Genomic DNA, 25,406 nt, shown 5'->3' on the forward strand with positions numbered 1-25,406 from the left:
GATGTTGTAAAGCCCCGTCTATGATAAGAATCGGAATATTTCTATTCACGTGTCTATTGCTATTTGCTTCTTGTGAAGAGAGGCGAATAGCAATAGATGCTTTACCGTTTAAGGTGACCCGGGGAAATGAATGGGGATTTCTTGGTACGGACGGGACGATCAGGACGATCAACGCTTTTGCATACCGGCCTTCGGCGGTGGTGAACGAAAGGTTGAGCGTGCCGAATGATTCGGGGAGATACGAGTTATATAGTTTTTCGGGTGAGTTGAAATCGGTATCGCCCAAGAGTTTTGTCACGATCGGTTATTTCTTTGAGGAGGTGACGTTTGCCCAAGAGGAGAAGGACGGGCCGTTGATGGTGGTGGATCGCTTCGGGAAAAAAGTGGCGGTTGTGGATAGTTACCAGGGGCATGGCATATTGATGGCACATAATTTCAGGGAAGGTTTGGCGTTGGTGTACACGAATAACGGGAAGTACGGTTATATGGATACGCGTGGCGAAATGGTGATTAAACCGGTGTACGATTATGCCGCTGATTTCTCGGAAGGTTTGGCTGTTGTGGGAATTGCCGACGGGGAGGGTCGGTTGGCTTATCAGGTGATTAATAAACAGGGGGGTGTCCAATTTTATATCACGTTACAAAATAGTCGGATACAAGAGAGTTTTTCATGTGGGTATTTGATGTTTAAGAATCTGGAACAGGATTATTGCGGGGCGTTGGATCGGGAAGGAAATGTTTGTTTGTATTTGCCGACACGGGTACAGGAGGTGATGCCGTTCCGTTATGATGCGGCGGTTTTTTGGACGGAATCGGGTGTCGGGGTGATGGATAAGTCCGGCAAGGTGTTGATTCCGGCGAATTATGACGATGGACGGATGATTGGAGATCGGCGGGTGGCATTGAAGTTACGGGGTAAGTGGGCTCTTTTTGATTTCGAGGGACGACCGCTTAGTGAGTTCGTGTATGATTGGATTTCAGATCTTGACCGATATGCTTTCGTGTGTGAGAATGGCGTTTATTATTTGATAGACGAAGGGGGGCAGATGGTCGGACCGAATAAATTTTCAATTATTCACTGGGATCAGGAAGCAGCTAGGGAGTATCCCCAAGTGTTCATGCGACATGAGGCGGCGAAAGATTCGGTGATGGTTGGGCCCGTGAAGGAAAAGAAAGATGTTAAACCATCCCGGGAACCTGTTTTGTCTAAGGCCCGTGTGATAGATAAGAACAGTCCTTTTTACCGGGAGGCCAAGCAAGTGTTGGATGGGGGATTGCAGGAGGAGGATGCTTCGAATCGACGGGTTATATTGAATTATATGGAACATTTTCGGATGGCATATCTGACGAAAGATATTGATTTTCTGGAGCAGTTGTTTAGCGAGGAGGCGTTGATTGTCGTGGGGACGGTGATCCGGAAAGCACCCTCAAATGAGAGGCTTTATTTGTCCTCCGAGCAGGTACGTTATAGCGTGAAGAGTAAGCGCGAGTACTTGTATCATTTGAAGATGATTTTTAGGAGAAATCAGCATATTGATGTGAAATTCAATGATTTCACGATAAAGCGACATCCCACGAAAAAGGGGATATACGGGGTTTCGGTGAAACAGAGTTATAAATCGGATATATATTCCGACGAGGGGTATTTGTTTTTGTTGTGGGATTTTCGGGATCAAACGGCTCCCAAGATACACGTGCGTACGTGGCAACCCCGCATGATGGATGAATACACGCCGTTACCTGAACAGGAGATATTTAATATCGGAAGTTTTAATTTGGAATGATGGGTAAAATAGCATTGATAATCCTGTTGTGTTTCCTGGGACATTCGATTGATGCCCAGGAGTTCGAGGTCCGCTCTTTTCGTTGTCTGACGAATGACATCACGGCTTGGGTGGATCCGGTAAGGGATTTAAACGATGAAGCTTGTGCCTTGATTAAGGTGGTGGGAGACCCGGACGTTGTTTTTTCAACTCCCTTGGGGATTGTAGCCCGAAAGAACGAGGTCGGTGAAATATGGATTTACGTGCCTCACGGGACGATGAAATTGACGATCAAGCATCCCCGTTGGGGGGTGTTGAGGGATTATCGCTTCCCGTCAGCGTTGGAGTCCCGTTTGACGTACGAGTTGGTGATTGCTCCCCCTCCCGAGAAGGTGCAGGAGAAGCCTTACCCGGAGGTGTTGAGGCGTTCGTTCCGGGGATTGGAGAATACTCCTTTGGATTATTCGCTTCGTGCCGTGTCCGGGGGTGAGTTGAGGGGAAGAAAACCGGCTTATTTTGTTTTGGCGACTTTGGGGATACACGAGGGGGAGATTGCGAATGGGTTGAGGTGCGGGGTCATGAGAAAGCATGGAGTATGGTTGCACGTGCAGAGTAATTTCCGGTTCCTTTCGACTTCGGGAAAATGTAATAAGGCGGGTGAGTTGGTTTCGGGAGAACCGACTCCTTATTACAAGAGTTCCGTATCCCGGGCTTTGAACACGGTTACTGCGGGTGGGATCCATCGGGTAATCGGGTTGTTGCATGTTTACGAGGGTGTTGGATACGGGGAGCAACGAGTGGTTTGGGAGACCTTGGAAGGTGTTAAGTTACAAAATACGGATTATTCGGTGAAAGGGGTTGCGGGTGAAGTCGGGGTACTGATGGAGGTGCGCCGGGTGGCAGTTTCTTTGGGGGTATTGACGATCCGGGGTGAATATTGGGAACCCGTGTTAGGTGTCGGGATTAATTTTTAGAGTATGTATAAGTTTTACTTCTATATTATCTGTTGTGTGATGGTGGGAACAGCTTGTTCGAAAGAGACAGGGCCAACGGTTTTACCCCCGACGCTGACGTTGCATGAAGCTACCGGGATTACCCGGAATACGGCCTGTTTGTCCGGAGAAATTGCTTTAAACGGGGATGGCGTTGTGCGGGATTGTTATTTCGTGTATGGCAGTTCACCGGAGGAGGTAGTGCGGGTTGCCGCTACCCGGACGGAAGAGGGGGCAGAGGTTATGTTGGAAGGGCTGAAGGCGGGGACGGAGTATTATTATTATTTGGAGGTTTCTAATGGAGGCAGTGCGGTACGAACGGATGTGTTGCATTTCCGTACTTACCCGAACACGGAACCTGTGTTGGAAGAGATGGTTTTGATTAATAAAGGGCCGACAACGGCAGTTGTGCAGTGCGTGTTGGTCGAGGACGGTGGGGAGGCTTTGTCTTTTTTGGGATTTAAATACCGGGGAGAGAGGTCGGCGGAAGAGTTGTTTGTTGCAGCAGAATTGGAAGAAGAGGGTGTTTTTAGGGCTCGGTTGACAGATTTGAATTTATCCACGTCTTACGCGGTTCGGGCTTATGCTGCCAATGCCGTGGGAGAGGTGTACACGGGGGAAGTGAAGTTTGTCACGGATAACGCGATATATATTTCGGAGCCGGGGACCTTGTCGGAGGTGATTGGCGAACGATTGAAATATGAATTGACCGAGATTTCTATTAGTGGAAAATTGAACGGTTCCGATTTCCGTTTGTTGCGGGATATGTTGGGGAGGGGAGTTGACGGAGAAGAGACTCCGGGAAAGCTGAGTCGGCTTTATCTGACGGATGTACAGGTTGTCGAGGGTGGAATGAGTTACTATTCTTCCCGCTATACGGCTAATGATACGTTGGGGTATGGTATGTTTATGAATTGTAGTAATCTGCTGGAGGTGGCCTTGCCGAATACGGTGAAGGTGGTGGAGAAGGATGTATTCAAGGGGTGTACGGGGTTGACGGTGCTGACGATTCCCGACGAGGTGCGAAGTTTTGCCTCTTCGGAGGGATGTATTTCGTTGAAAGAGTTTCGAGTATCTGTTGTGAATTCCAGTTTCACGATGGAAAACGGCATTTTGTATGACAAGGGGAAAGAGACGTTGTTGTTGTACCCGGAGGGGAGGGTACAAACTGTGTTTGAAATTCCGGAAGGGGTGAAGAAGATTGCCGGGTGTGCTTTTCAAAATGCACCCGTGGATACTTTGATGATGGCACATTCGGTTGTCGGTTTGGGACTTCAGGCGTTTCGAGGTGCCAAGTTTAAGAAAGTGATCCTTTCCGATGGAATTACAACGATACCGGGGGCTGTTTTTCAAGGATGTACCGGGTTACGTTCCGTGACGTTGGGGAGTGGAACGATGTATATATCTGATTATTGTTTTGACGGGTGTATGTTGGAGGAGTTGCGTGTGTTGGCGGATATTCCTCCTGCCTGTGCGTCAAAGGCCTTTGAAGGAGGGAATTTCTTTGATTCGTGTGTGCTTTACGTGCCTTCCGGGTGTAAAAACAGGTATCGTTATGCCGATCCGTGGGGGAAGTTTAGACGGGTCGTGGAGTAAATGAGTTTGTGGAGAAATATCATTTGGAATTTTATTTGTAATTTGAAGTTTCCTGAATAAGATACTTTTTGTATCTTTGTTGTATGAATACGAATTTACAGAAAATAGGAGAACTTCTTAGCCAATATCGGAAGAGTAAAGGTCTGACCCAAGAAGAGGTGGGGGCGATGATCGGTGTTCAAAAAGCGATGGTTTCAAAGGTCGAAAACGGCCTATGTGTCAATTTTAATACGATCAATCGTCTTGCAGAAGCATTGGGTGTCGAGCCGGTAGTCGGACTCAAACCCAAAAAGAAAGCGGACAAGAACCTGATTGATTATGTGATGACGGTAATTATCGAGTTTGCACGTCGGCATGGTTTGACAATTCGGGAGGCAAGCAATTATATCGGACGTTTCAAGGGGATTGATTTTCTCGTTGAATTTTACGATGTGGAACATACTCTGTCATTTAATGATTGTGTGGATGACTTGACCGTTGTCTGCCAAAATTACGGAGGCACATTGAAATGATACTGTACCACGGCTCGAATATGGCAATTGACACTATCGATCTCGACAAATGCCGTCCGTATAAAGATTTCGGCAAAGGGTTTTATCTCACAGATATTCAGGAACAGGCCCAAAGGATGGCTGCAAGGACTGCACGGATGTTCAAGGGAGATCCGACACTGACCGCATTTGAATTTGACTTGAAAGAGGTAATGCGGGCAAGCGGATTGAAAGTAAGAATCTTTGAAAAGCCTGACAGGGAATGGGCTAAGTTTGTTATGTCTAACAGAGATATAAATACCGTTCAGCCTTGTCATGATTATGATATTGTTATCGGTCCGGTTGCTGATGATACCATTGCTCGGTTATTACGGTTATATATCGAGAATTTTATTAGCGAAGAACAGTTATTGCGTGAACTGACATTCTCGAAAGTTACGTCACAATATTTCTTTCACTCGGAGACAGCACTAAAAATGTTGAAACGATTATGAATACAAATAATGCAAAATTTCTTTTTGAAGGAATATCCGCTGATGTAGTCCGCTATTTGGTGGAAAGAAATGATATGGATTTACAGGAAGCCATCTCCGTATTTCACAATTCGGAAACATTCGCCCAATTGGAAGATTTCTCAACAGGTTTATACATTGAAAGTCCGGCTTATGTTTATGATCTTCTGATTTCAGAGTTGAAAAACGGGAAACTGGTGCAATAATGCATTCTTGTTTCCGACAATTAATGAGTTTTTCATCTTAGAGTTTTTCCCGGATGTTTTTAATTTCCCGTTTCACGTCTAGTTGCATGTTGGTCAGGAGTTTTTTGTACACCGGGGTTTTCCGTTGATTAGATTCAGGGTAATCGGTATTTAAAGCTTTTCGTAATGCTTGATACATTAACAGGCTATCTTGCACTAAATCTTGGCGGTTTGCCGAGTAGCGGGTTATATTCCGGTGTAAACGGCTTTTCTCTTGTAAGAGGGTGTGATGGTAGGCGTTACCGGTTGAAAAATTGCTATATACTTGGGTAATCGTATTTCTATTCGGTGATTTGTTTCCGGCAAAAGGGTATTGCAAGTAAAGAAATGTGATCAGGAAGGATACGATGATGAATGCGGCGTATTTGTAGATTGTTCCGAAAGATTTGCTTTTTAGGGTTTCGACGATTTCAGCGGTATTGTTGAAACGTGAATTTGGGTTTTGGCAGGTGCATTTTTGAGCAATTGAGGCTAGTTTACGATCTTTTAGGATTGTGGCTAGTTCTTCGATGATGATGCCTAGTGAATAGATATCCGTTCTACAATCCAGAGTCGCATTCGGGTCTAGTTGTTCCGGAGCGAGGTATTTTTCTGTTCCTGCAGGTATTTTTAGGATTTCATAATCATCACAATCAGCAAGTCCGAAATCGATAAGTTTGACGTTATTCCCGTTGTACGTGATGAGAATATTGTTGGGTTTCAGGTCTTTGTGAATAAGTTGTTTGTTGTGGATATACTGCAAGGCGTTACATATTTCCGTGATAAATTTGTAGGCTAAGGCTCGGGTTAGTTTGCCTTGTTCAATGAAGGTGGTTAGCGGAATGCCGTCGATATATTCCAGTACGATGTAATTTCCTAAAAGGTCATTCTTTTCCCAACCGATGGTATGGCGGATGTTGGGGTGGTCCAATTGATAACCGATGTTGAATTCTTTCAACAGGAGTTGTTTGTAGAATTCTTGTGAGGAATAGAAAGGCTGTAGGCTTTTGAGTATATGCAGTTTTCCATACCGGCGGCATAGATGTAGTCTGCTATACCCGTTAGCCGGCGTATAGAATTCTTTCAGGTCCGAGTATATATCCACGGTTATATCTTCTCCGAAAAAGCCGGATGATAAAGTCTCCTCGTTCATTATGTCAGTTGATTGATTAACGTGAGTCCCCCGTTACGTCCGGCTATGAAAGGCGGAGTTTTTTGGTTATCTCTTAAAATGTAGGATAACAATAAAGGTTGGCCCATTAGGAAACAAGCTGTTTCGAAGCAATCTCCTTTTTTCAGTTTGGATTGTTTCGAGTCGATAACCTGAAAGTGGGCTTCCCCGTGATATTGCAGGCGCAAGTAACGATTGGGCGACCAGCCTATTTCTATCTCGTCTCCCGGTTTCAAATTCTGCACTTGTATTTGTCGTGTGGTGAAGAATGAAGAATTGTATATTGTACTAGTTTTCAAATGAATGCAAAAATCACTGAAACAATTGAAACCGATGTATCGGGATAATAAATCTAGGGTTTGTGTGCGCGGTTGATGTGTGTCGTTGACGTACCCCCACAAGCGTTTTAAGGTGGAGGTGGAGATCAAATAACCGTGTTCGGATTTTAAATGAAGAGAGAATTCGTCGAAATCGGTCGTGGTAAGTAAGTTTCGAGAATACTTTTTTCCGACTAATGTCAATAGCTCCATTATTTCCGGTTTCAATTTATTCATTCGATATACAATTAGATTTATTTATAAATGATGACAAATTTACTAGAATATGGCGGAATAGAAAAATTTTTAAACGGATAAAAGCAAGTCAAAATTAAATCACTATATTTGTCTGATTGGTGATGAAGTATGTATGCCGATATGATAGATGAGCAGTTGATTTTATCCGGGGTAAATCGCAAAAATGAAAAGGCTTGGAAGAGTCTTTACGAGCATTACTATGCGGCATTGTGTACTTATGTGAACCGGATTTTGAAGGGATCGGAGAGTACGGAGGATTTGGTGCAGGAGGTTTTTATTGCTGTTTGGAGATCTGAAAAAAGGTTTGATTCGGTACAGGATTTAACTCGTTATCTGTACCGGGCCTGTTATAATAATGCGTTGGTGTTCGTGAGGAATAACCAGATTCATGATACCATATTGAATTCAATAGGGGCAGAAAGTGATTTTACTGCTGATGACGTGTATGCGCAAACGGTTCGGGAGGAGGTAACACGGCAGTTGTACGTGTATATTGAAGGGCTACCTTCGGAACAGAAAAAAGTAATTTTAATGAGTATTGAAGGGTATTCATGGGATGAAATTGCTGAAAAATTGAGAATAAGTGTAAATACCGTCAAAACGCATAAGAGTCGCGGGTTCAAATATTTACGTTCAAAATTGCAAGATTCCGTGTGTTTGTTTTTAATTTAATTGAAAAAAAAGTGTCTTTTCGTGTCATCTGAAATCGAGAGTTGTGTATTATGAGTATACAATGTGAAATATAATAGATGATGACAAAGAAAAATATATATGATGATGCTTCCTTGATCAGAAAATCGTTAATAAAGGATTTGAGTGATAAGGAACAAAAGGAGTTAGATCAATTGTTGGATGATCAATCTTTACAGGAGGTGTATGAGGAGTTGCAGGATCGCGACTATTTGAAGAAGCAATTTATGGAATATGAAAAGTATTCTTCAGATAAGGCGTATGGTGAGTTTAGAGAAAAAAGGGGACATACAAGACGAATTAGAACTATACGTTGGGTTGCTGCGGTTGCAGCCGTGTGGGTATTGGCATTGGGCATTACCTTGTGGATGACCTTGGGGGAGAAAGAAAACGTGGTCCCGACCCCACTGGTTTCGAAAATTATTCCGGCCGGGGAGAAGAAAGCCACGTTGACTTTAGCAGATGGTACGAAAGTTAACGTGGAAGAAATAGCGACACAAGTGTTGTTGGAGAAGGGTATGAATATTGAATATAAGAATGGGGAGATTGCTTATAATAAAGGTGAGGAAAAAACGACAGAGGTTATTTATAACAAACTGGAGGTTCCTCGGGGTGGAGAGTGTATAATCACGCTAGACGACGGGACTAAGGTATGGGTAAATGCGGAAACGAAGTTGAAATATCCGGTGGCTTTTGTTGGTGATTGTCGTGAAGTGTTTTTGGAAGGAGAAGCATTTTTTGACGTGACAAAAAATGAAAAACCTTTTGTTGTGAAGACTGCTTTTGGAGATGTGCGGGTGTTGGGAACAGCATTTGGAATAAGTGCTTACACGGGTGAACCGGAAAGTTATACTACTTTAGTAAGAGGCAAAGTAAGTGTTGAAAGAGAAGGGGGTAAACCTATTGTCGTTTTACCAGGTGAACAGGTAGTGACTTCTAAAGACGGACAGATGATAAAGAAGGAGGTGGATGTTGAAGAGTTTGTGGGTTGGAAAGATGGAATTTACGTGTTTAAGGAGAAGAGTTTGGGAGAGATTATGAAGACGTTGGAGAGGTGGTATAATATATCCGTAGTTTTCCAGGAGAAGAGTTTGGTTGATTTGCCGTTTACGGGTAATTTGAAACGTTATGATGATATAAATGTATTTTTTGATGCTTTGACCCGTACGGGGGATATGAAGTATCGGGTGGAAGGAGATCAAGTGATCCTATATAAATAAAAACGAGATAACGGGCTACAAATTTCTCAGGTTCGATGTCCATTATCTCATCTTAACAAGTAATTTACAAATCTATGAAAAAAAATCCATTTTTAAGGTGGAAAAGGCTTATAAAGTGTAGAAGCTTTTTTCACGTGATGAGTTTGACGCTTGTTCTGACATTGGGTAGTTTGTCAGGATATGGCGCAAAAGCCGTGCGAGACACTATTTCATTGAATTTGCAAGAGGTGAAATTGGAGAGGTTCGTGGAGGTGATGAAACAGAAAACGGGATTGAATTTCCTGTACAATTCATTGCTGTTTAAGGATGCAAAACCTGTTTCCGTGACGGCAACCGGTGAAAATTGGGAAACGGTGTTGAAGAGAGTCTTGGATAAGGAGGGGTTCACGTATGATGTGAAGGATGAAATTGTGGTGATTAAGCGGAAAGCTGAAACTACGGATGAAAAGTTTGTTATTGTAAAGGGGAAAGTGATTGACTCACGTAAAGAACCGCTTCCGGGTGTAACCGTGTTACTGAAAGGTATGACGATTGGGACGGTGACGGATGTTAAAGGCGAGTTTTCCATTCGGGTTCCTCAAAGCGTAGATTCTTTGATTGTCAGTTTTATCGGGATGCAGACCGTGTATTTGAAACTTGAAAAAGATAAGTTGGAGTACACGGTTGTCATGAAAGAGGATGTCACGCAGTTGGGAGAGGTGGTTGTTACCGGATACCAGGAGTTTGATAAGACCAGAATGGCCGGATCCGTTTCTTCCATTAAGGCTGAAGATTTGTATTTTAATGGAACGAATACTTTGGAACAGGCTTTACAAGGGCGTTTGCCGGGAGTTGTTATCACTAACACGAGCGGGTTGGTTGGAGTTCGCCAGAAAACAAGAGTTCGTGGAACTTCTACTTTGTTAGGTAGTCAAGAGCCTGTTTGGGTTGTGGATGGAATTATACAGGAAGATCCGCTTCCATTTGATACGCAGACGTTCAATAGCGTGGGAGAGATTAATTCCGATAATTTTGATTACATACGGAATTTTGTGGGTAGTTCCATTTCTTGGTTGAATCCCAATGATATAGAGAGTATTACTGTTTTAAAAGATGCTTCTTCCACCGCTATTTATGGAGTTCGGGCTGCCAACGGGGTCATCGTTATCAAGACGAAACGGGGGAAAACGGGTGCCGCTTCAATTTCTTACTCGGCTTCGATGAACGTGGCAGAACAGGTAACTTATGATAAACTGGAATTGATGAATTCAAAAGAACGGGTGGCTGTATCCCGGGAAATTTTTCAGAGAGGATTGACAGCTTCTTGGTCGAATAATAATATCGGTTATGCCGGTGCACTAAGTCAATATCTGAATAAAGAGATTTCTGGAGAGGAATTTGAGAAACGTGTAGCAAAATTGGAAACAACCAATACGGATTGGTTTGATATTCTTTTCCGTAATCCGTTTAGTCATAATCATTCGCTTTCAATTTCTGGGGGAAGTGAAGATGTGCGGTATTATACGTCTTTGTCATACAGTTCCACTAAAGGTACAGCGGTTGGGAATGATTCCGAATCTTACGGGGCGAGCGTGGGATTGGATATGACGGTGACAGATAAGTTTAGAGCTTCGTTTACATTGGCCGGTTCTCATGGTACGACAAAAGGTTTTACGATTGTCAGTCCTTATGAGTATGCGACAAAAACGAATCGGTCTATTGCCGCTTATGAAGATAATGGTGAGTTAGCTTATTATCAAAAAGAGAGTGGTTATTTGTTTAATATTATCAATGAGAGAGATGAGTCCGGAACTTCAAATAAAACATTGTCGTTGAATACGAATTTGAATTTGAATTATGATTTCACGGAATCTTTGAAGTTTCAGATGCTGGGAAGTGTGAATATAGCTTCTGTTATAGGAGAGTCTTGGGCAACGGAGAAAACAGAATATATAGCTAAAATTCGGTACTATGATTATGGTGCCTATAAAGCGGTTGATGATAAATATAAAAACTCACCGCTTCCGGTTGGTGGGGAGTATAGTCAAGATGAGAATAAAACGGTATCTTGGAACTGGAGAAATTCGCTTTCTTACGATAAAGTGTTTAATGGGGTACACGCTTTAACTACGATGTTGGGATTGGAATTGAGTAGTACGAAAAATACAGGTTTTTCTTCCACGGCTTACGGTTATCTGAAATATAGGGGAAAGTCATTTGCTCAAGTTCCAACGGTGTTGATCAATCCGTATGGCAAAACAGAATATGCAAACGAGTTAATGAAGAAATTTACACGGAAGGTGACAGACCGGAAGACCAATCAACTAGGCGCTTATTTGACAATGAATTATGCTTATGACGGTAAATATGTTGTGAATTTCAGCGTGAGATTGGATGCTTCCAACCGTTTTGGGCGTTATGCCAATGAGAATTTTAACCCGGTGTGGGCCGGAGGACTTCGTTGGAATGTATCCCGGGAGGCTTGGTTCAGCAAACAGAATATCGTGTCTGATTTGAGTTTGCGTTTCAGTTACGGGTATCAGAGAAATATGGCAACAAATTATAGTCCCTCTTTGATTGTGAAAGTACCGACTGGAGCACTTAGTGAAATTACTGATTTGAATACGGGAGATGATTTGCTGGAAATCAGTTCTTTGCCTTATGAAGATTTGCGTTGGGAAAAGACCTCTTCTTATAATTACGGTTTAGATATGGGATTGTTCCAAAATAAGATACGGGTAGGTTTTGAGTATTATGTGAAGAAAGGAAAGGATATGATTACTTCTTTACTGGTGCCTCGTGAGTATGGTATAGAAAATATGCCGGTGAACGGGGGAAGTATGGAAAATTCAGGATGGGAGTTAAGTGTAAATTTCACCCCGGTACGGACTAAGAATTTTACTTGGGATATGGGAATGAATACCTCCAAGAATAATAATGAGATTACAAAAGTGGGAGTCCAAAATCTTACTTGGAAAACTGCTGTTGGTGGAAACTATTACAAGAAAGGTTATCCCGTTTCTGCTTTTTGGGCATTTGATTGTGATGGTATTGATCCGGAAACCGGTTATCCGATTATTAATTTGGATGTTCACGATGGGAGTGATCCGTTAAATGATCCAACGGCTTATATGAAGTATGCCGGAAAATTAGATCCGGATTTCACGGGTGGATTGACCATGTCATTCCGCTATAAGCAATTATCGTTGTCTACCAGTTTTTATTTACAAGTAGGCGGTAAAAAGTTTTTGATGGAAGCTTACGCATCGCAGACTCTTCCTTCTGAATATGAGAATTTGTCTTCCGAGTTGAATAAACGTTGGCGTCCGGGGGATACGTCTGCAAAATTCCCGGGTTTGCCGGATAAGAATGTGGTGAATTTTTATCTGCCAAACAATAAAACATATAGTAATGTTTACGAGATGTATAATTATAGCGATGTAAGGGTAGTGAATGCTTCTTCCTTGAAATGCAATCGTATTTCGTTAAATTATTCTTTCCCGGAACAGTTGGCCAAACGTTTTGGCGTGAAATTCATTAGTATGGGGGCAAGTATGTCCAATCCATTTACCATTGCGCATAAAGATTTTAAGGGACGAGATCCGGAAGTGGCAACAGGTGCGCAACCGATAACGAGTTCCTATTCATTCAGTCTTAATGTAACCTTTTAGTTAATTGATTATGAGAAAGAATTTATATATATGGTTATGGGTAATTTTGTTTATTAGTTCCTCATGCCATGATTTTTTCAAAGAATCCAGCCAGGATTTGATAAAACCTTCTTCTGTGGAGGATTTGCGGTCAGTGATGTACAAGGAGGCTTATCCTTATCAATTTGCATCGGATAACTATTTGATGTTTTTGACGGATGAGATACAATGTAACGGCTTATTACGTAATGAGTATGCAACACAACATGGAAATGCGACTCCCGTGTTTACCTTCAATCCGATGATGTTTGACGGGGGAGAAGTATTTCCGACAAATGATGTAAATTCATGGAAGATTTATTACGAGAAAATTAAGGGATGTAATGTAATTATTGATTACGTATCCGAGGTTTCCGGAACGGAACAAGAGAAAAATGCATTACTTGGGCAAGCCATGTTATTGCGGGGATATTATCATTTGAAATTAGCCATGATTTATTGCCAGGCTTATAGAGCTTCCGGTGTTGATCCGGAAAATGCATTGGGGATACCTTTGATGTTAACCATGGATTTGACGGATGAGTATCCTGAACGTCCTTCATTAAAGGCATCATACGCGCAGATAGAGAAAGATCTTTTGGAAGCGGCTTCGTTGTTGAAAGAAAATTATACTCCGGAAAGTGTATATCGCGTGGGCGATATTGCAGCTTATGTATTGCTTTCCCGTTTTTATTTGTTCCGGGGAGAGGCGGAAGATTTGGATAAAGCTATCCAATATGCAGGAAAGGCGATCGAAGAGGGACCGATGCTGTCTCGTTTGTCCGTATTCTCTGGAACAGACAAGAGTGTTTTTGATAGTGACCAGAGTACTGAAGTGGTTTGGAATTATGGAACTAATTCTTTTAAAAATACGACATACTTTTTTACCTCAGCTTATTCGGAAACAGTACCTTGGAGTATTTCAACGGAACTACTTAATCAATATGGTTCAAATGATTTGAGGAGAAGCGTTTATTTTGTCCGGACTTTCGGTTCCGGGGAATATGGTGGAAAAATAGGACGAAATTCTTCGTATGGTGGTGACCACGGTATCCGTATGGCAGAAGCTTATTTGAATCGGGCGGAAGCGTTAGCTCGTCGTTTTATGGCAAAAGGAGATGGGAATGATCGAGTGCAGGCATTGCATGATTTGAATACGTTGAGAGAAACCAGATATGTAGATGGCACTTACGTGGAAGAAGAGATTGCGGATGCACAAGATTTGCTGGATTTTTGCTTGCAGGAACGTCGATTGGAATTATGTATAGAGGAAGGATTCCGTTGGTTTGACATTAAACGTTTAGGTTTGTCTGTAACCCATAAATACATTGATAGTGAAGGGGTCGAACAGGAATATGTATTGGAAAGTAATTCGCTGTTATATGCTTTACCGATCCCGTATGATGCGATAGAACGGAATTATAAATTAAAACAAAATCCCAGATAGTTATGAAATGGAATAATTATTTCTATATAGGGTTGCTGCTGCAATTGGTGTTGGCGGCTTCCTGTTACGATGAAAAGAGTTTGGAACCTTCGGGAGAAATTTCCAGTTATTCTGTTCCCCAAGGAACGCATGATTATGATGATGTGATTGTGGATATTTTCAATCAGTATGGTAGTTGTTTGTTATATAAATATACAGATAAAGATACTTATTGGACTCCTTCCGGTTGGATGAATGGTGTTTTAGGGGAAGAGGGGAAAAATGGTTATATAATAACACCTGCAGATGAAGCTTATGTGGGAGAGCAAGTGGATTTAATTCGGAAAGCATGGTTTGCTCCTTATTCCGAAGAGTTTTTGAAGAAATTTCTGCCCGTAAAAATTATGCTTTGTGCTGATATTGATTCTGTATATATGCAATGGGATTTTTCGTCATGGCCTGCTAAGCAAGTTTATAAGTCGAAGAAAGTGAAAGCGTGGTACAATTACGACAATATTTGTGTGTCTTACGGTAATGAGGATGTAAAGAGTATGACAAAAGCGGACTCTCTTGCTTTCTGGAGGAAGATGGGATATATCTTTGTAGAGAGTATGATCGGTAGAAAACAAACGATTCCCACGAAAGAATTTGAAGAGATTACAAATTATCAGACGAATGGAATTGGTTATTTGAAAGCTTCGGAATTATGGAAATTGGGTGTTCCGCGTTCCGTCAGTTATAATGTAACCGTGGAAAATGATTGGAAAAGTTTTTTATTGATGATGGTTACTTGTTCTGAAGAATTTTTGACCCGTACGCCTGAATTCAATAGTGATTGGGATTATACGGAAAAGAATTGGGATGGCCTTCTGAACCCGGTGAAAGATGTGAACGGTCTGTTGAAGAAACGTTATGACATGGTACGGAATTATTTTATCGAGAATTATAACATGGATTTGCAAAAAGTGGGCAATGAATTAAATCGTTAGTATGAAGTATTTGTTGATTGTATTGTTATCCCTGTATGCTTTTAGTAGCGGGGCTGGAAGTCGTGTGATTTTGAATGAGGAAGGAAAAGAGGTATCGATCGCTGAATTTATTCGGAAAGATACCCCGAAGGATTCCGGATTCTTCAATGTTTATGTGCAGGATGGAAGGTATTATCTGGAAATTCCGGATGATAAACTTCAACGGGATATTTTAGTGGCAGTGACAATCGTCAAGGGTGCTGCCCAAAAAGAACGAAGTCGGACTGCCCGTTTCGGGTATGGTGGTGATTCGGTGTTTGATCGGATGATTCGCTTTACCAAGAATCGGGACCGGATTGAAATAGTTTCTCCCCAGGTGGTTTACCTGGGGGATTCTACCGGATTGTATGATAAGTACTATCAAAATCTGGAATCTCCGGCTATCGCCTCTTTGAGGATTGAGGCTCGTTCCGAGAATTCATATTTGGTGGATATTACAGACTTGTTTTTGAGTGACAGTGATTTATTTGCTTTAAAAGGGGCTAAAGAGGCCTTGAAATTAGGCGGTTATCAGCAAGGACAGTCTTATGCGTTGGACGTGAAGGCTTTTCCGGAAAACATCAACTTCCGATCCATCAGAAGTTATGGTCCGACAGGAGAGGTGAAGAAAGGAGAATTTCCTTCCACGCTTTGGGAAGTGGGAGCTTCTTGGTATTTGTTACCGGAAAAGCCGATGAAACAGAGAGTGTTTGACGAGAGAGTGGGGTATTTCGCTTTCTCGTTGGAGGGAATGGTGAAACGCACGGATTTGATGGATAAAACGATGATGGCAACACGTTGGCGTTTGGAACCTAAACCGGAGGATATGGAGAAATATTTGCGAGGAGAATTGGTTGAACCCGTGAAACCGATCGTGTTTTATATCGATCGAGCTACACCGAAGTTTCTAGTTCCTTATTTTATTAAAGCGGTCAATGTATGGCAAGGGGCTTTCGAGAAAGCCGGGTTTAAAAATGCCATTTATGGGAAGTTAGCCCCCACACCGGAAGAAGATCCGGATTATTGCGAGGGGGATATTCGTTATCCGTTGGTGTCCTATAAAGCTTCTCCCATCCCAAATGCTTACGGACCGATGGTTTTTGATCCGAGGTCGGGAGAGATTATCACGTCGCATATTGCTATTTTTCATTCCGTATTGGAGTTGATTCAGCGTTGGTATTTCGTGATGTGTGGGGCGGTGGACCCTCGTGCTAGGGAATATCCTCTGAGTCAAGAGGTGATGGGAGAACTGGCAGCTACCGTGTTGACCCATGAGGTGGGGCATACGTTGGGATTGCGTCATCATTTTATGGGGAGTACGGCTTATCCGGTGGATAGTTTGCGGAGTAAGACCTTTATCCGGCAACACGGGTTGGGAACTTCGATTATGGATTACCAGCGGTTTAATTATGTTGCACAACCCGGAGACGGGTTAGAACCGCAGGATTTATTACCCCGTATCGGTATATATGATGAATTTGCGATAGAATGGGGATACCGTTATTTCCCGGAGGCGAGTGATTTGAAGCGGGATAACGAGAAGTTGCGGGCATGGGTGGATGAAAAGCGTTATGATCCGAAGATGGTTTATATCGAGGAAACGACTTACGGTGATCCTCGGGTGCAATCGGAGGATAGCGGGGATGACGTGATTAAAGCAAATCGTTTGGGAATAAATAACCTGAAATATATTATGACCCATCTGGAAGAGTGGACGGATGGAAATGATCCGGATTATTATGTTTTACGGAAACGTTATTTGTCTGTTTTGAACCAGTACCAGAATTATGTGGAACATGTGTTGCGTTACGTGGGAGGGCGTTACTCGGATAATCCTACCCGCGAGGAGGAATTGAAGGTAAACCAACCGGTTCCTCGGGAAAAAGAGGAAGAAGCATGGGCTTTTTTAGAGGAGTTCGTGTGTCACGAGCAGGATTGGCTTTTCGTGGAAGAGATCATGGAAAAGACCGGGGTGAATGCTGAATTTTATGAACAGGAAGAGGCGTTGGGAAAGTTGACAAAATGGTTGTTGAAATATTCGATGTTACATAAAAACAGACAGTTGAACGAGGATGGATTTACGGTGGACGAGTTGTTGAATCGTTTGTATTCGGTTATTTTCGAGACGAAAGGGCAGAATGGCAAGTTATCCCAGTATGATCAGGCGTTACAACGTGGTTTGCTTCAAAATCTGGTGGTAAACGTGGAGAATCCTTATAACCTTTCTAATGGTGTCGGTGTCGTGATACAGCAGGTGATTATGAAAATAAAACGATATGTACAAATCAAGGCGGAGGGGTGTGAAGATACGTTGACTGCGAGCCATTATAAGACACTTTATAATTTTATTGCCCTGTGGGAAAAAGGGGGAAATAAAGCATTGATTGAATTGAATTAAAAATATTGGGAATGAAAGTATTAAATGTATGTTTGGTTCTGTTGGTAACTTTGTTGTTCGCTTGTCCGGTTGTGGCACAGCAAGATGCGAAGCCTATGACCTATGAACAATTCAAAGAACAGAAAGATTTACAGACAGATAAGGGTTTTTATACGATTTATCGTTTGAATGATAAGTATTATTTGGAGATTCCGGCAGAAGGAATGGGAAAAGAAGTGCTGATTACCACGCAAGTGGCACACGGTATGGCAGCTTTTGTTTCTGATGCGTCCGGGGTAATCCGGTTTTCGGAGGGGCGGAATAATACCTTGCAGGTGGTACGCAACCGCTTGACCGATGTCTCGGCGGATTCCACGGACGTGTGTATGATAATGGCATTGAAAAAATCGGGACTTGTACCGATTGATTATACATTCCCGATCGTGGCCCGGGGAGAGGATGGAAAGTCTGCCATTATTGAATTGACAAATGAATTGAATAATCCGGGAAGCGGGTTGTTTAACGTGAGTTCATATGCTTGGTTGAGTCATCCGGATCCTTCCCGTTCTTGGGTGGACGGTTGGAGAATGATAGATAAAGGGGTGGTTTTTTCGGTGACTCGCGGACAGTCGGATTATCAGTCAAATCCCCAGACGCAGGAGGGACGTGATATTGCTAGCCGATATATTCTGGAGATGGTGATACAGCAACTTCCGGAGAGGAGGATGAATTTGAAGGTCAGTCATCCCGCGTATGGATTCGAGACAATAGGAGTAACAGAGTACGATTCTAAAGAATATGTAGCACGAAAAAAGGAATATATTCAGAAATGGAATCTGACCGCTGCCGTTAAAGAGATGAAGAAACAGAAAAGAGGGATGGTGATAGAACCGGAAAGACAGATTTGCGTGTATATAGACCCGGTGACTCCGGATCCTTTCGTGGTGTGTATAAAAAATGCAGTGAATCAGTGGGGAAAGGCTTTTGAGGCTGCCGGATGGAAGAATGTTTTCCGGTTTAGTTCCGATAAGGAGGATGCTTCGTTGAGCTATAGGACGATTTTGTTCCGTTGGGGAAGTGCCTACAACGGGATATACTCTTCGGTAATAGAGAATCCGGTGACAGGGGAGATTTTATGTGCCCGAGTGAACGTGATGGATGTTGCGGCGGATGAGTTGTTGGGAATGTATTTTTTGCAATGTGGATTGCTGGACGGGAGAATCCGGAAGGATTTGCATAGTTTGGCCGTACGGCAGGATGTATTGACAGCGCAGGTGGCAGCGGCTTTTGCTGAAGTCTTGAAGATGAAACCTAACAAGGCCGGATATACGGTTTTTACACCTGCTGATATTCGTTCCGAGAAGTGGTTGAATCGTTATGGAATAACGGCATCCATTACTTCCGGCGTGACGTTCAATTATCTGGCACAACCGGGGGATGGCGTGAGCGTGAAGAATCTTTTTCCCCGTGTGTCTGCTTATGATTATGATGCGATCAGGTATGCTTATGGTAATAGTGATGCTTTACCTTCCATGCGGGGAGCTTTTTATACTCCGGAAGATAAACTTGATCCTTATGCTCAGGATGGCTTTTTGTCGAATGATATATTGAATGCAAGTATACAGGGTGTTGAGTCGGTAAAAAAGATTTATCCACAATTGAACGGGTGGATCAATCGATTGCCGGAGGATCAGAACACGTGGAAGAATGTGTCGGATTTTGCGGTGAGGGCGCAGAGTTTGTTCCAAACTTACTTAACTCAGATGGTGAAGTTGGTGGGAGGACGTTCCGTGCGTCCGATAATTAAGGGGGTAAATGAAACGTTAGTGACTTATGTACCTCGGGAACAGCAGGTAGGGGCTTTGAATTATTTGGAATCAGCGATATTCAGTGAATTTCCGGAATGGGTACGGGTAAAGGAGCTAGAGCAGTCCGGAGTTTTCGATACGGAGCAGATGATGGTTGGGTTGGCTCAGGCGTTGTTAAAGCATTTTATGAATAAAGGGGTGATGGAGTCACTTGTTGCCGGGGAGCGACGATTGGAAGAAAAGGCTTTCACGGCGAAGGAGTTATTCGCTTATATTGATCGGGTTATTTTCGAAAATTTTGATTCAAGTAAAGCGGTATCAACTTATAAACAGGGTATTCAAGCTTGTTTTGTTTCTGATTTTGCCCGATTTATGGCCGAAAACAATATTTCTTTCGGGTTATCAAATGAGGCCAACGGGGTGTATCATGCTTATTTTGTAGAGCTTGCCCGTAAGGTGAAGGATTTAAGCGAGAGACATACTGATGTTTCCACCCGGAGTAATTATCAGGTGATGTTATTGAGGATGAAAAGAGAATATTTTGAAAAACAATAAAAGGTATGAAAAGAATCTTATTTTTGCTATGGGGATTACTGGTGTTTTGCCAGGTTGAAGCACAAAATCGGAAAATAGCATTTGAGAAATCGACTTTACAAGAGGCTTTGAATAAAGCCTCTTCCGTCGGAAAATTGGTATTCGTGGATTGTTACACGGAATATTGCGGGCCTTGCAAGACGATGGATGCTTCGGTGTTCACGTTGGATAGTGTTGCTGATTTTTTTAATTCCACGTTTGTGAATGTGAAGTTGGATATGTTGTCAGAGGATGGTAAGCAATATGCTGATAAATATAAAATCGGTGCGTATCCTTCATTCTTGTTGCTAGATAATAAAGGGGAGATTGTGTACAAGTTTGTCGGGGGAAAAACGGCAGACGTGTTTATGGCAGAGATCAAGAAAGGTATGAAACCGGATAATCGGGTTGCCTTGATGAATGAAACGTATGCTTCCGGGAAATATTCTAATGATTTTTTACGTGAATATCTCCAGTTGAAGTTAACATTATTGGAAAAAGAAGAAAGTCTTCGGATCGGGAAAGAGTATTTTGACAGACTTTCCCCAGAGGAACGGGTAAAACCGGAAAATTGGTTTCTGTTTGAAGATCGGGTGCTGGGAGGAGTCAATAGTTCGAATATGCGTTATTTGTTGGAACATTGGCAAGAGTTTGTGAAAGAGTGCGGTGAAGAGAAAGTGTTTGATAGGATTGCTTCGTTATACAGGGATATGACGGAATGGGTATTGCAGGGATGGTATTTTAATGATTTTGAACGTAATCCGAAAGATTTTGAATATTATAAACAAAGAATAGCGGCGATACCAATTCATTTTCAACATGATTATCTGGTTATGATGGATGTGAATAAGGCTGTTTGTGAAGAAAATAAGACAATGGCCCGGAATCTTTTGGAGGAGTATATTGCTGATTTTGATAAGAAGAATCAACAAGTCATGTTCGGAGGAATGTCTTTATTTCCTTCAAAAAACGGAGTGTATGATTCACAACTATTGAGAATTGCCCGTAAAGTTGTTCAGGGAGATGGTTTGGAGAATCTGGTGAGTTATTTTAAATCGATTTTACCTCCGGATGAAGCGTACGTGGGAGAAAAGTATGATGTGCAGAATTTGAAAGACAAGATTGGTTCCACAGTGATCATTCCCTTTTTTCATCCGACGAAACCTTTGTTTTGGTATTCTTTTGAGCGGCAACCGGGGGAACGGGCATATTACGCTTATGATGTGAAAAATGGAAAACGGGAGGTGTATGATTACCGGGTTATAGATAGTTTGGTTCGGAAGATGTTCCCGGGAGAGGAAGATCGGGTGTATTATAATCCTGAATTTGATGAAAATGGGTTAGTGGCTAAATTGGAAATAGAAGGTAAGGTATTCGTGTATGATGCAAAGAATAAATCTTTGATTCCTTCAGAACGCAAAAAGTATCCGTCTATTCGTCCGTATGGGGTTTCTCCTGATTTGAAATACGAGTTAATAGTGAAAGATGAAAATCTTTGGTTAGAGGATAAAGAGCAGAAAAGAGAGACTCAATTAACTTTTGACGGGGGGAAGGATTACGGGTTTGAAACGGCAAGTATCGAATGGTTGTCAGAGGATGGAGCATTTTATATTACGAGAGAGGATAAACGAAGTATTCGGACGTTTCCTTTGGTGTATTCTTTGCGGGAACCGGCTCCGGTTGTCAGCGAATATAAATATGAATTACCGGGAGATACTGCCGTTTTGAAACAGGAATTGTTTATCGGGAACGTGAGAACGGGGATGTTTAAGAAGGTGGATGTTGTGAAGTGGCAGGGACAGTTGTTGGAAGTATTGAGAGTGTCGGATGTACATGACCGGGCATTTTTTATACGCAAAAAGGGAACTAGGGATGAGTTCGAATTGTGTTCGGTGGATGCGAAAACGGGGGACGTGAAGGTGATTTTGCATGAAGTGAGTAAACCGTATTTAAATGAGGAGTTGTTCAGTTGTCGGGTGTTGAATGGAGGTGAGGACATTCTTTTGTGGTCGGATCGTTCCGGTTGGGGACATTATTACCACTATGATGGAAATGGCAAGTTGCTGAATGCCGTGACTTCGGGGGAATGGACTGCCGGACGGATCATGAAGATCGATACGGTAAAAAAACAGATTTACTTGTACGGATATGGTAAAGAGAAAGGGTGTAATCCGAATTACACGCATATGTATCGTGTCGGTTTCAATGGAAGACGTTTAACCCTGTTGACTCCGGGAAATGCCACGCATAGTGCATTTGTTCATTTAGGGGGAGGTTTGATCGTGGATAATTTTTCCCGTATTGATACGGTTCCTCAAATTGCCGTACGTGATATAAATGGTCGTTTACTAACCATTTTGGAAAAAACTGATATATCTCGGTTACTGGAATACGGTTGGAAATATCCGGAGCAGTTTACCGTGAAGGCGGCAGATGGGAAAACAGACCTCTACGGGATTATGTGGAAGCCTTATGATTTTGATCCTTCTAAGAAATATCCGATCGTGTCGCAGGTGTACCCCGGACCGCAGACAGAAACCGTGTGGACGGATTTTACGGTTTTTGATCGCTATAATAACACGGCCTTGGCGCAGAGAGGTATCATCGTGGTGTGTTTCGGACATCGGGGCGGTTCCCCGTATAGGGACAAAGCGTATGCAACTTACGGGTATGGTAATTTGCGGGATTATGCTTTGGCGGATGATAAGGCAGGACTTGAGCAGTTAGGACGCAGGTATTCATTTATTGATACGAACAGAATAGGTATATTCGGACACTCAGGGGGTGGTATGATGGCTTTTGCGGCAATTTGTACTTACCCCGACTTTTATAAGGTAGCCGTGGCTTCTTCCGGAAATCACGATAATCGTATATACAATCGTACCTGGGGAGAGACTTACCAAGGAATCGGGGACGATCATAAATTTACAGTGAAAACTAATCAGAAATTGGCAAAATATTTGAAGGGTCATTTACTTTTGGTTACGGGGGAAGTGGATAATAACGTGCATCCGGCTAACACATTTCGGGTAGCCAATGAATTGATTCTGCAAGGGAAAGATTTTGATTTGCTACTATTACCGAATCAAGGACATGCTTATGAGGGACCTTATAAATCTTATTTTGAGAAGAAGAAAAGGGATTATTTCACGAAGTATTTATTGGCAGAATAATAGTACGAATTGTATAAGTGTGAAAGGAGATTTCCGGTAAAACGGATTTCTCCTTTTGGTAATTATATACAATTTTATTGTGAGAGGTTAACTCCTGCATGCAAGAAGGAATATTTACCATTCATAATCAAATGGATAAGGGATTAACTTCTAAGACAAGCGCCAATTAATTTCACCACGGAGACGTATCAGGGATGTTCGTGAACGTCTTTGATACGTCTTTGATACGAAAATGATACGTCTTTAATCCCTAAGAATATCGAATATACTGCAGAAGATAAACGTGTATTACCTGGGAAAAGTTTACTTTATATTTCGTTGTAAAGTGGTATATAAGTACCAAGATAAAGATGACATAAAGCTGAGATCTATTTGGATGGTGTTGTCTTTATCTTTTTTTTCTTAATGTTAAATTTATGATTTTATTAAGAAATACTTGGAAAATCCAAAATAATGTTATATATTTACAGAGAGCAATGATAGGAACGAGAGTTTGATTTGAAATTAGTAACCTTTAAAATGAAACGAGATGAGAACTAAATGGAATCAAATGGTAATCGTAGTTCTGCTACTGGTCGTCATCACGAGTATTGTTGTTTACATGTGGATTGGTTGTGCGGAGTTGATCCATTTTTTTGATCACGCTGCAGGCAAGGCTTTCACGGGGATGAAAGTGATAGGATTGTAACAGTACGAATGTTGTAAGTCCGGGAGTGGTGAAAACCTGGGGAATTGGTTAAGTGGTAGATTAACCGAGAAAGGGAGAAATGGCGGATAAATTTTCCGAGTCATGTCAATAACCCGATAAATATTGCTATTTTTGTAGGTGTAAAACGTATATGTAAATGGCACCTAAAACGATTCGGGTATTATCTTTATTCTCAGGCTGTGGTGGAATGGATTTAGGATTGGAAGGAGGATTCTTGATCCACAAGGGGTGTATTAACGAGCAAACTAATCCTGATTTTATCGAAAAACAAGAACGAGGTAATTTAGTAAAATTACGTTCTACTCGTTTTCAACTTGTTTTTGCCAATGATATTTTAAAAGAGGCCCGGACGGCTTGGACGCATTATTTCGCCAAGTATGGTTACTCGCCGGATGTCTACCGGGAAGAGAGTATCGTGGATCTCGTGAAACGTCATAAGGCGGGAGAAAAGATTTTTCCGGAGGGAATAGATGTGGTTACAGGAGGTTTCCCATGTCAAGATTTCAGCGTTGCGGGGAAACGTAATGGCTTCAATTCTCACAAAGACCACAAGGGAAAAATAATTGAAGGGGAGATTGCCTCGGAGGAAACCCGCGGTAAGTTGTATATGTGGATGAAAGAGGTGATTGAAATCACGAAACCCAAGTTATTTATTGCCGAAAACGTGAAAGGATTGGTGAATCTTTCGAACGTGAAAGAGATTATTCAACGGGACTTTTCTCGGGCGGATGGAGACGGATATATCGTGTTGGAGCCTCGTGTACTGCACGCTGCGGATTATGGTGTTCCCCAATCCCGTGAACGGGTAATTTTTATCGGTATTCGTAAATCCGCATTAACTCCTGCAGCTCGTGAGGCTTTGACGCGTGATGTTATTCCTGATGAGTACGTGCCTTACCCGTTTCCCAGTCACGCGTACCATATTAAGAACAAGGGATTGATAGAACCTCAAACGGTGGGAGATATGTTTGCCGGATTAAAAGAACCGGAATATAGCACAGATCCTTCACAAAGGGTTTATTCTAAAGCCAAGTTTATGGGAACTCATTGTCAAGGGCAGACAGAAGTGGATATTAATGGGATCGGACCGACGATTCGGGCTGAACATCATGGTAATATAGAGTACCGACGATTGTCAAAAGAGCATGGCGGTATCCTTGACAAGGAATTGAAAAAGGGATTGAAAGAGCGTCGTTTAACTCCGCGAGAATGTGCGTTGATTCAGACCTTTCCTTTAGATTATGAATTTGTGATTCCTCGGGAGGACAATAAACAGGGATATATTCTAAGTCCTTCGGCAGCCTATAAGATCATAGGAAATGCTGTCCCCCCTCTGCTGGCATATCATATAGGGAAACGGATTGAAAATTTGTGGAATCTTTATTTCGGACCCGATGAAGTCATTATTTAGTTTTCACGTAAGGATTTTGA

At 42.3% G+C, this 25,406-nt stretch carries 18 protein-coding genes; 16 read left to right on the plus strand and 2 right to left on the minus strand.

What is annotated here, in order from left to right:
• Nucleotides 1–20: 20 nt before the first annotated feature.
• The 6 genes from D8S85_RS01785 to D8S85_RS01810 all read left to right on the plus strand — a co-directional run bounded on the left by D8S85_RS01785 (nucleotide 21) and on the right by D8S85_RS01810 (nucleotide 5,560).
• Nucleotides 21–1,784 carry a WG repeat-containing protein gene (locus tag D8S85_RS01785; protein ID WP_106624527.1) on the plus strand — a complete coding sequence of 588 codons (1,764 nt, stop codon included), beginning with the start codon at nucleotides 21–23 and terminating at the stop codon, nucleotides 1,782–1,784.
• Entirely contained in the window at nucleotides 1,781–2,737 is a 957-nt protein-coding gene (locus D8S85_RS01790; RefSeq protein WP_106624528.1) for a hypothetical protein, read from the plus strand. Before D8S85_RS01785 ends, D8S85_RS01790 begins: the two co-directional genes overlap by 4 nt.
• Nucleotides 2,738–2,740: 3 nt before the next feature.
• Entirely contained in the window at nucleotides 2,741–4,351 is a 1,611-nt protein-coding gene (locus D8S85_RS01795; protein WP_106624529.1) for a leucine-rich repeat domain-containing protein, read from the plus strand.
• 83 nt (nucleotides 4,352–4,434) lie between these two features.
• Complete coding sequence (locus D8S85_RS01800) at nucleotides 4,435–4,863, plus strand: DUF3791 domain-containing protein (protein WP_106624530.1); 429 nt, start codon at nucleotides 4,435–4,437, stop codon at nucleotides 4,861–4,863.
• Nucleotides 4,860–5,336 (plus strand): DUF3990 domain-containing protein, encoded by a 477-nt coding sequence (locus tag D8S85_RS01805; RefSeq protein ID WP_106624531.1) that lies wholly within the window; start codon nucleotides 4,860–4,862, stop codon nucleotides 5,334–5,336. The genes D8S85_RS01800 and D8S85_RS01805 overlap by 4 nt, the downstream gene beginning before the upstream one ends.
• Nucleotides 5,333–5,560: a hypothetical protein gene (locus D8S85_RS01810; protein ID WP_106624532.1), complete on the plus strand. Its 228-nt coding sequence runs from the start codon at nucleotides 5,333–5,335 to the stop codon at nucleotides 5,558–5,560. Before D8S85_RS01805 ends, D8S85_RS01810 begins: the two co-directional genes overlap by 4 nt.
• A 37-nt stretch (nucleotides 5,561–5,597) precedes the next feature.
• Here D8S85_RS01810 and D8S85_RS01815 read toward each other — a convergent pair whose 3' ends face one another.
• A complete protein-coding gene (locus D8S85_RS01815) occupies nucleotides 5,598–6,731 on the minus strand; it encodes a serine/threonine-protein kinase (protein ID WP_106624533.1) in 1,134 nt (377 codons plus the stop codon).
• Complete coding sequence (locus D8S85_RS01820; RefSeq protein WP_127074748.1) at nucleotides 6,731–7,303, minus strand: hypothetical protein; 573 nt, start codon at nucleotides 7,301–7,303, stop codon at nucleotides 6,731–6,733. The genes D8S85_RS01815 and D8S85_RS01820 overlap by 1 nt, the downstream gene beginning before the upstream one ends.
• 129 nt (nucleotides 7,304–7,432) lie before the next feature.
• Between D8S85_RS01820 and D8S85_RS01825 the strand changes: the two genes are divergently transcribed.
• From D8S85_RS01825 to D8S85_RS01865, 10 genes are all read left to right on the plus strand, one after another.
• Nucleotides 7,433–7,996, plus strand: a complete 564-nt coding sequence (locus D8S85_RS01825) for an RNA polymerase sigma factor (RefSeq protein ID WP_228423317.1) — start codon at nucleotides 7,433–7,435, stop codon at nucleotides 7,994–7,996.
• 77 nt (nucleotides 7,997–8,073) lie between these two features.
• The gene (locus D8S85_RS01830) at nucleotides 8,074–9,234 is read left to right on the plus strand and encodes a FecR family protein (protein WP_106624536.1); all 1,161 of its coding nucleotides are present in this window, start codon (nucleotides 8,074–8,076) and stop codon (nucleotides 9,232–9,234) included.
• Between the two features lie 137 nt (nucleotides 9,235–9,371).
• Nucleotides 9,372–12,884, plus strand: coding sequence for a SusC/RagA family TonB-linked outer membrane protein (locus D8S85_RS01835; protein ID WP_240648951.1), 3,513 nt, complete (start codon nucleotides 9,372–9,374; stop codon nucleotides 12,882–12,884).
• Nucleotides 12,885–12,894: 10 nt separating this feature from the next.
• Nucleotides 12,895–14,349 carry a RagB/SusD family nutrient uptake outer membrane protein gene (locus D8S85_RS01840; protein WP_106624538.1) on the plus strand — a complete coding sequence of 485 codons (1,455 nt, stop codon included), beginning with the start codon at nucleotides 12,895–12,897 and terminating at the stop codon, nucleotides 14,347–14,349.
• A 2-nt stretch (nucleotides 14,350–14,351) separates the two neighbouring features.
• Nucleotides 14,352–15,317, plus strand: coding sequence for a zinc-binding metallopeptidase (locus tag D8S85_RS01845; protein WP_106624539.1), 966 nt, complete (start codon nucleotides 14,352–14,354; stop codon nucleotides 15,315–15,317).
• Between the two features lies 1 nt (nucleotide 15,318).
• Nucleotides 15,319–17,733 carry a zinc-dependent metalloprotease gene (locus tag D8S85_RS01850; protein WP_127074750.1) on the plus strand — a complete coding sequence of 805 codons (2,415 nt, stop codon included), beginning with the start codon at nucleotides 15,319–15,321 and terminating at the stop codon, nucleotides 17,731–17,733.
• 11 nt (nucleotides 17,734–17,744) lie between these two features.
• Nucleotides 17,745–20,075, plus strand: coding sequence for a zinc-dependent metalloprotease (locus D8S85_RS01855; RefSeq protein ID WP_127074751.1), 2,331 nt, complete (start codon nucleotides 17,745–17,747; stop codon nucleotides 20,073–20,075).
• Nucleotides 20,076–20,080: 5 nt separating this feature from the next.
• Nucleotides 20,081–23,266 (plus strand): prolyl oligopeptidase family serine peptidase, encoded by a 3,186-nt coding sequence (locus D8S85_RS01860; protein ID WP_106624542.1) that lies wholly within the window; start codon nucleotides 20,081–20,083, stop codon nucleotides 23,264–23,266.
• A 529-nt stretch (nucleotides 23,267–23,795) separates the two neighbouring features.
• A complete protein-coding gene (locus tag D8S85_RS21390; protein ID WP_158641683.1) occupies nucleotides 23,796–23,954 on the plus strand; it encodes a hypothetical protein in 159 nt (52 codons plus the stop codon).
• A gap of 157 nt (nucleotides 23,955–24,111) precedes the next feature.
• Nucleotides 24,112–25,386, plus strand: coding sequence for a DNA cytosine methyltransferase (locus D8S85_RS01865; protein WP_127074752.1), 1,275 nt, complete (start codon nucleotides 24,112–24,114; stop codon nucleotides 25,384–25,386).
• The last annotated feature ends 20 nt before the right edge of the window (nucleotides 25,387–25,406 follow it).

The organism is Butyricimonas faecalis (assembly GCF_003991565.1).
Lineage (GTDB): Bacteria > Bacteroidota > Bacteroidia > Bacteroidales > Marinifilaceae > Butyricimonas > Butyricimonas faecalis.

Excerpts from the sequence above, each read along its gene's own strand:
- D8S85_RS01805 (WP_106624531.1), top strand. The coding sequence starts at position 4,860 with ATGATACTGTACCACGGCTCGAATATGGCAATTGACACTATCGATCTC.
- D8S85_RS01815 (WP_106624533.1), bottom strand. The coding sequence starts at position 6,731 with ATGAACGAGGAGACTTTATCATCCGGCTTTTTCGGAGAAGATATAACC.
- D8S85_RS01800 (WP_106624530.1), top strand. The coding sequence starts at position 4,435 with ATGAATACGAATTTACAGAAAATAGGAGAACTTCTTAGCCAATATCGG.
- D8S85_RS01830 (WP_106624536.1), top strand. The coding sequence starts at position 8,074 with ATGATGACAAAGAAAAATATATATGATGATGCTTCCTTGATCAGAAAA.
- D8S85_RS01860 (WP_106624542.1), top strand. The coding sequence starts at position 20,081 with ATGAAAAGAATCTTATTTTTGCTATGGGGATTACTGGTGTTTTGCCAG.
- D8S85_RS01790 (WP_106624528.1), top strand. The coding sequence starts at position 1,781 with ATGATGGGTAAAATAGCATTGATAATCCTGTTGTGTTTCCTGGGACAT.
- D8S85_RS21390 (WP_158641683.1), top strand. The coding sequence starts at position 23,796 with ATGAGAACTAAATGGAATCAAATGGTAATCGTAGTTCTGCTACTGGTC.
- D8S85_RS01825 (WP_228423317.1), top strand. The coding sequence starts at position 7,433 with ATGTATGCCGATATGATAGATGAGCAGTTGATTTTATCCGGGGTAAAT.
- D8S85_RS01845 (WP_106624539.1), top strand. The coding sequence starts at position 14,352 with ATGAAATGGAATAATTATTTCTATATAGGGTTGCTGCTGCAATTGGTG.
- D8S85_RS01865 (WP_127074752.1), top strand. The coding sequence starts at position 24,112 with ATGGCACCTAAAACGATTCGGGTATTATCTTTATTCTCAGGCTGTGGT.
- D8S85_RS01820 (WP_127074748.1), bottom strand. The coding sequence starts at position 7,303 with ATGAATAAATTGAAACCGGAAATAATGGAGCTATTGACATTAGTCGGA.
- D8S85_RS01850 (WP_127074750.1), top strand. The coding sequence starts at position 15,319 with ATGAAGTATTTGTTGATTGTATTGTTATCCCTGTATGCTTTTAGTAGC.
- D8S85_RS01840 (WP_106624538.1), top strand. The coding sequence starts at position 12,895 with ATGAGAAAGAATTTATATATATGGTTATGGGTAATTTTGTTTATTAGT.
- D8S85_RS01835 (WP_240648951.1), top strand. The coding sequence starts at position 9,372 with ATGAGTTTGACGCTTGTTCTGACATTGGGTAGTTTGTCAGGATATGGC.
- D8S85_RS01785 (WP_106624527.1), top strand. The coding sequence starts at position 21 with ATGATAAGAATCGGAATATTTCTATTCACGTGTCTATTGCTATTTGCT.
- D8S85_RS01810 (WP_106624532.1), top strand. The coding sequence starts at position 5,333 with ATGAATACAAATAATGCAAAATTTCTTTTTGAAGGAATATCCGCTGAT.
- D8S85_RS01855 (WP_127074751.1), top strand. The coding sequence starts at position 17,745 with ATGAAAGTATTAAATGTATGTTTGGTTCTGTTGGTAACTTTGTTGTTC.
- D8S85_RS01795 (WP_106624529.1), top strand. The coding sequence starts at position 2,741 with ATGTATAAGTTTTACTTCTATATTATCTGTTGTGTGATGGTGGGAACA.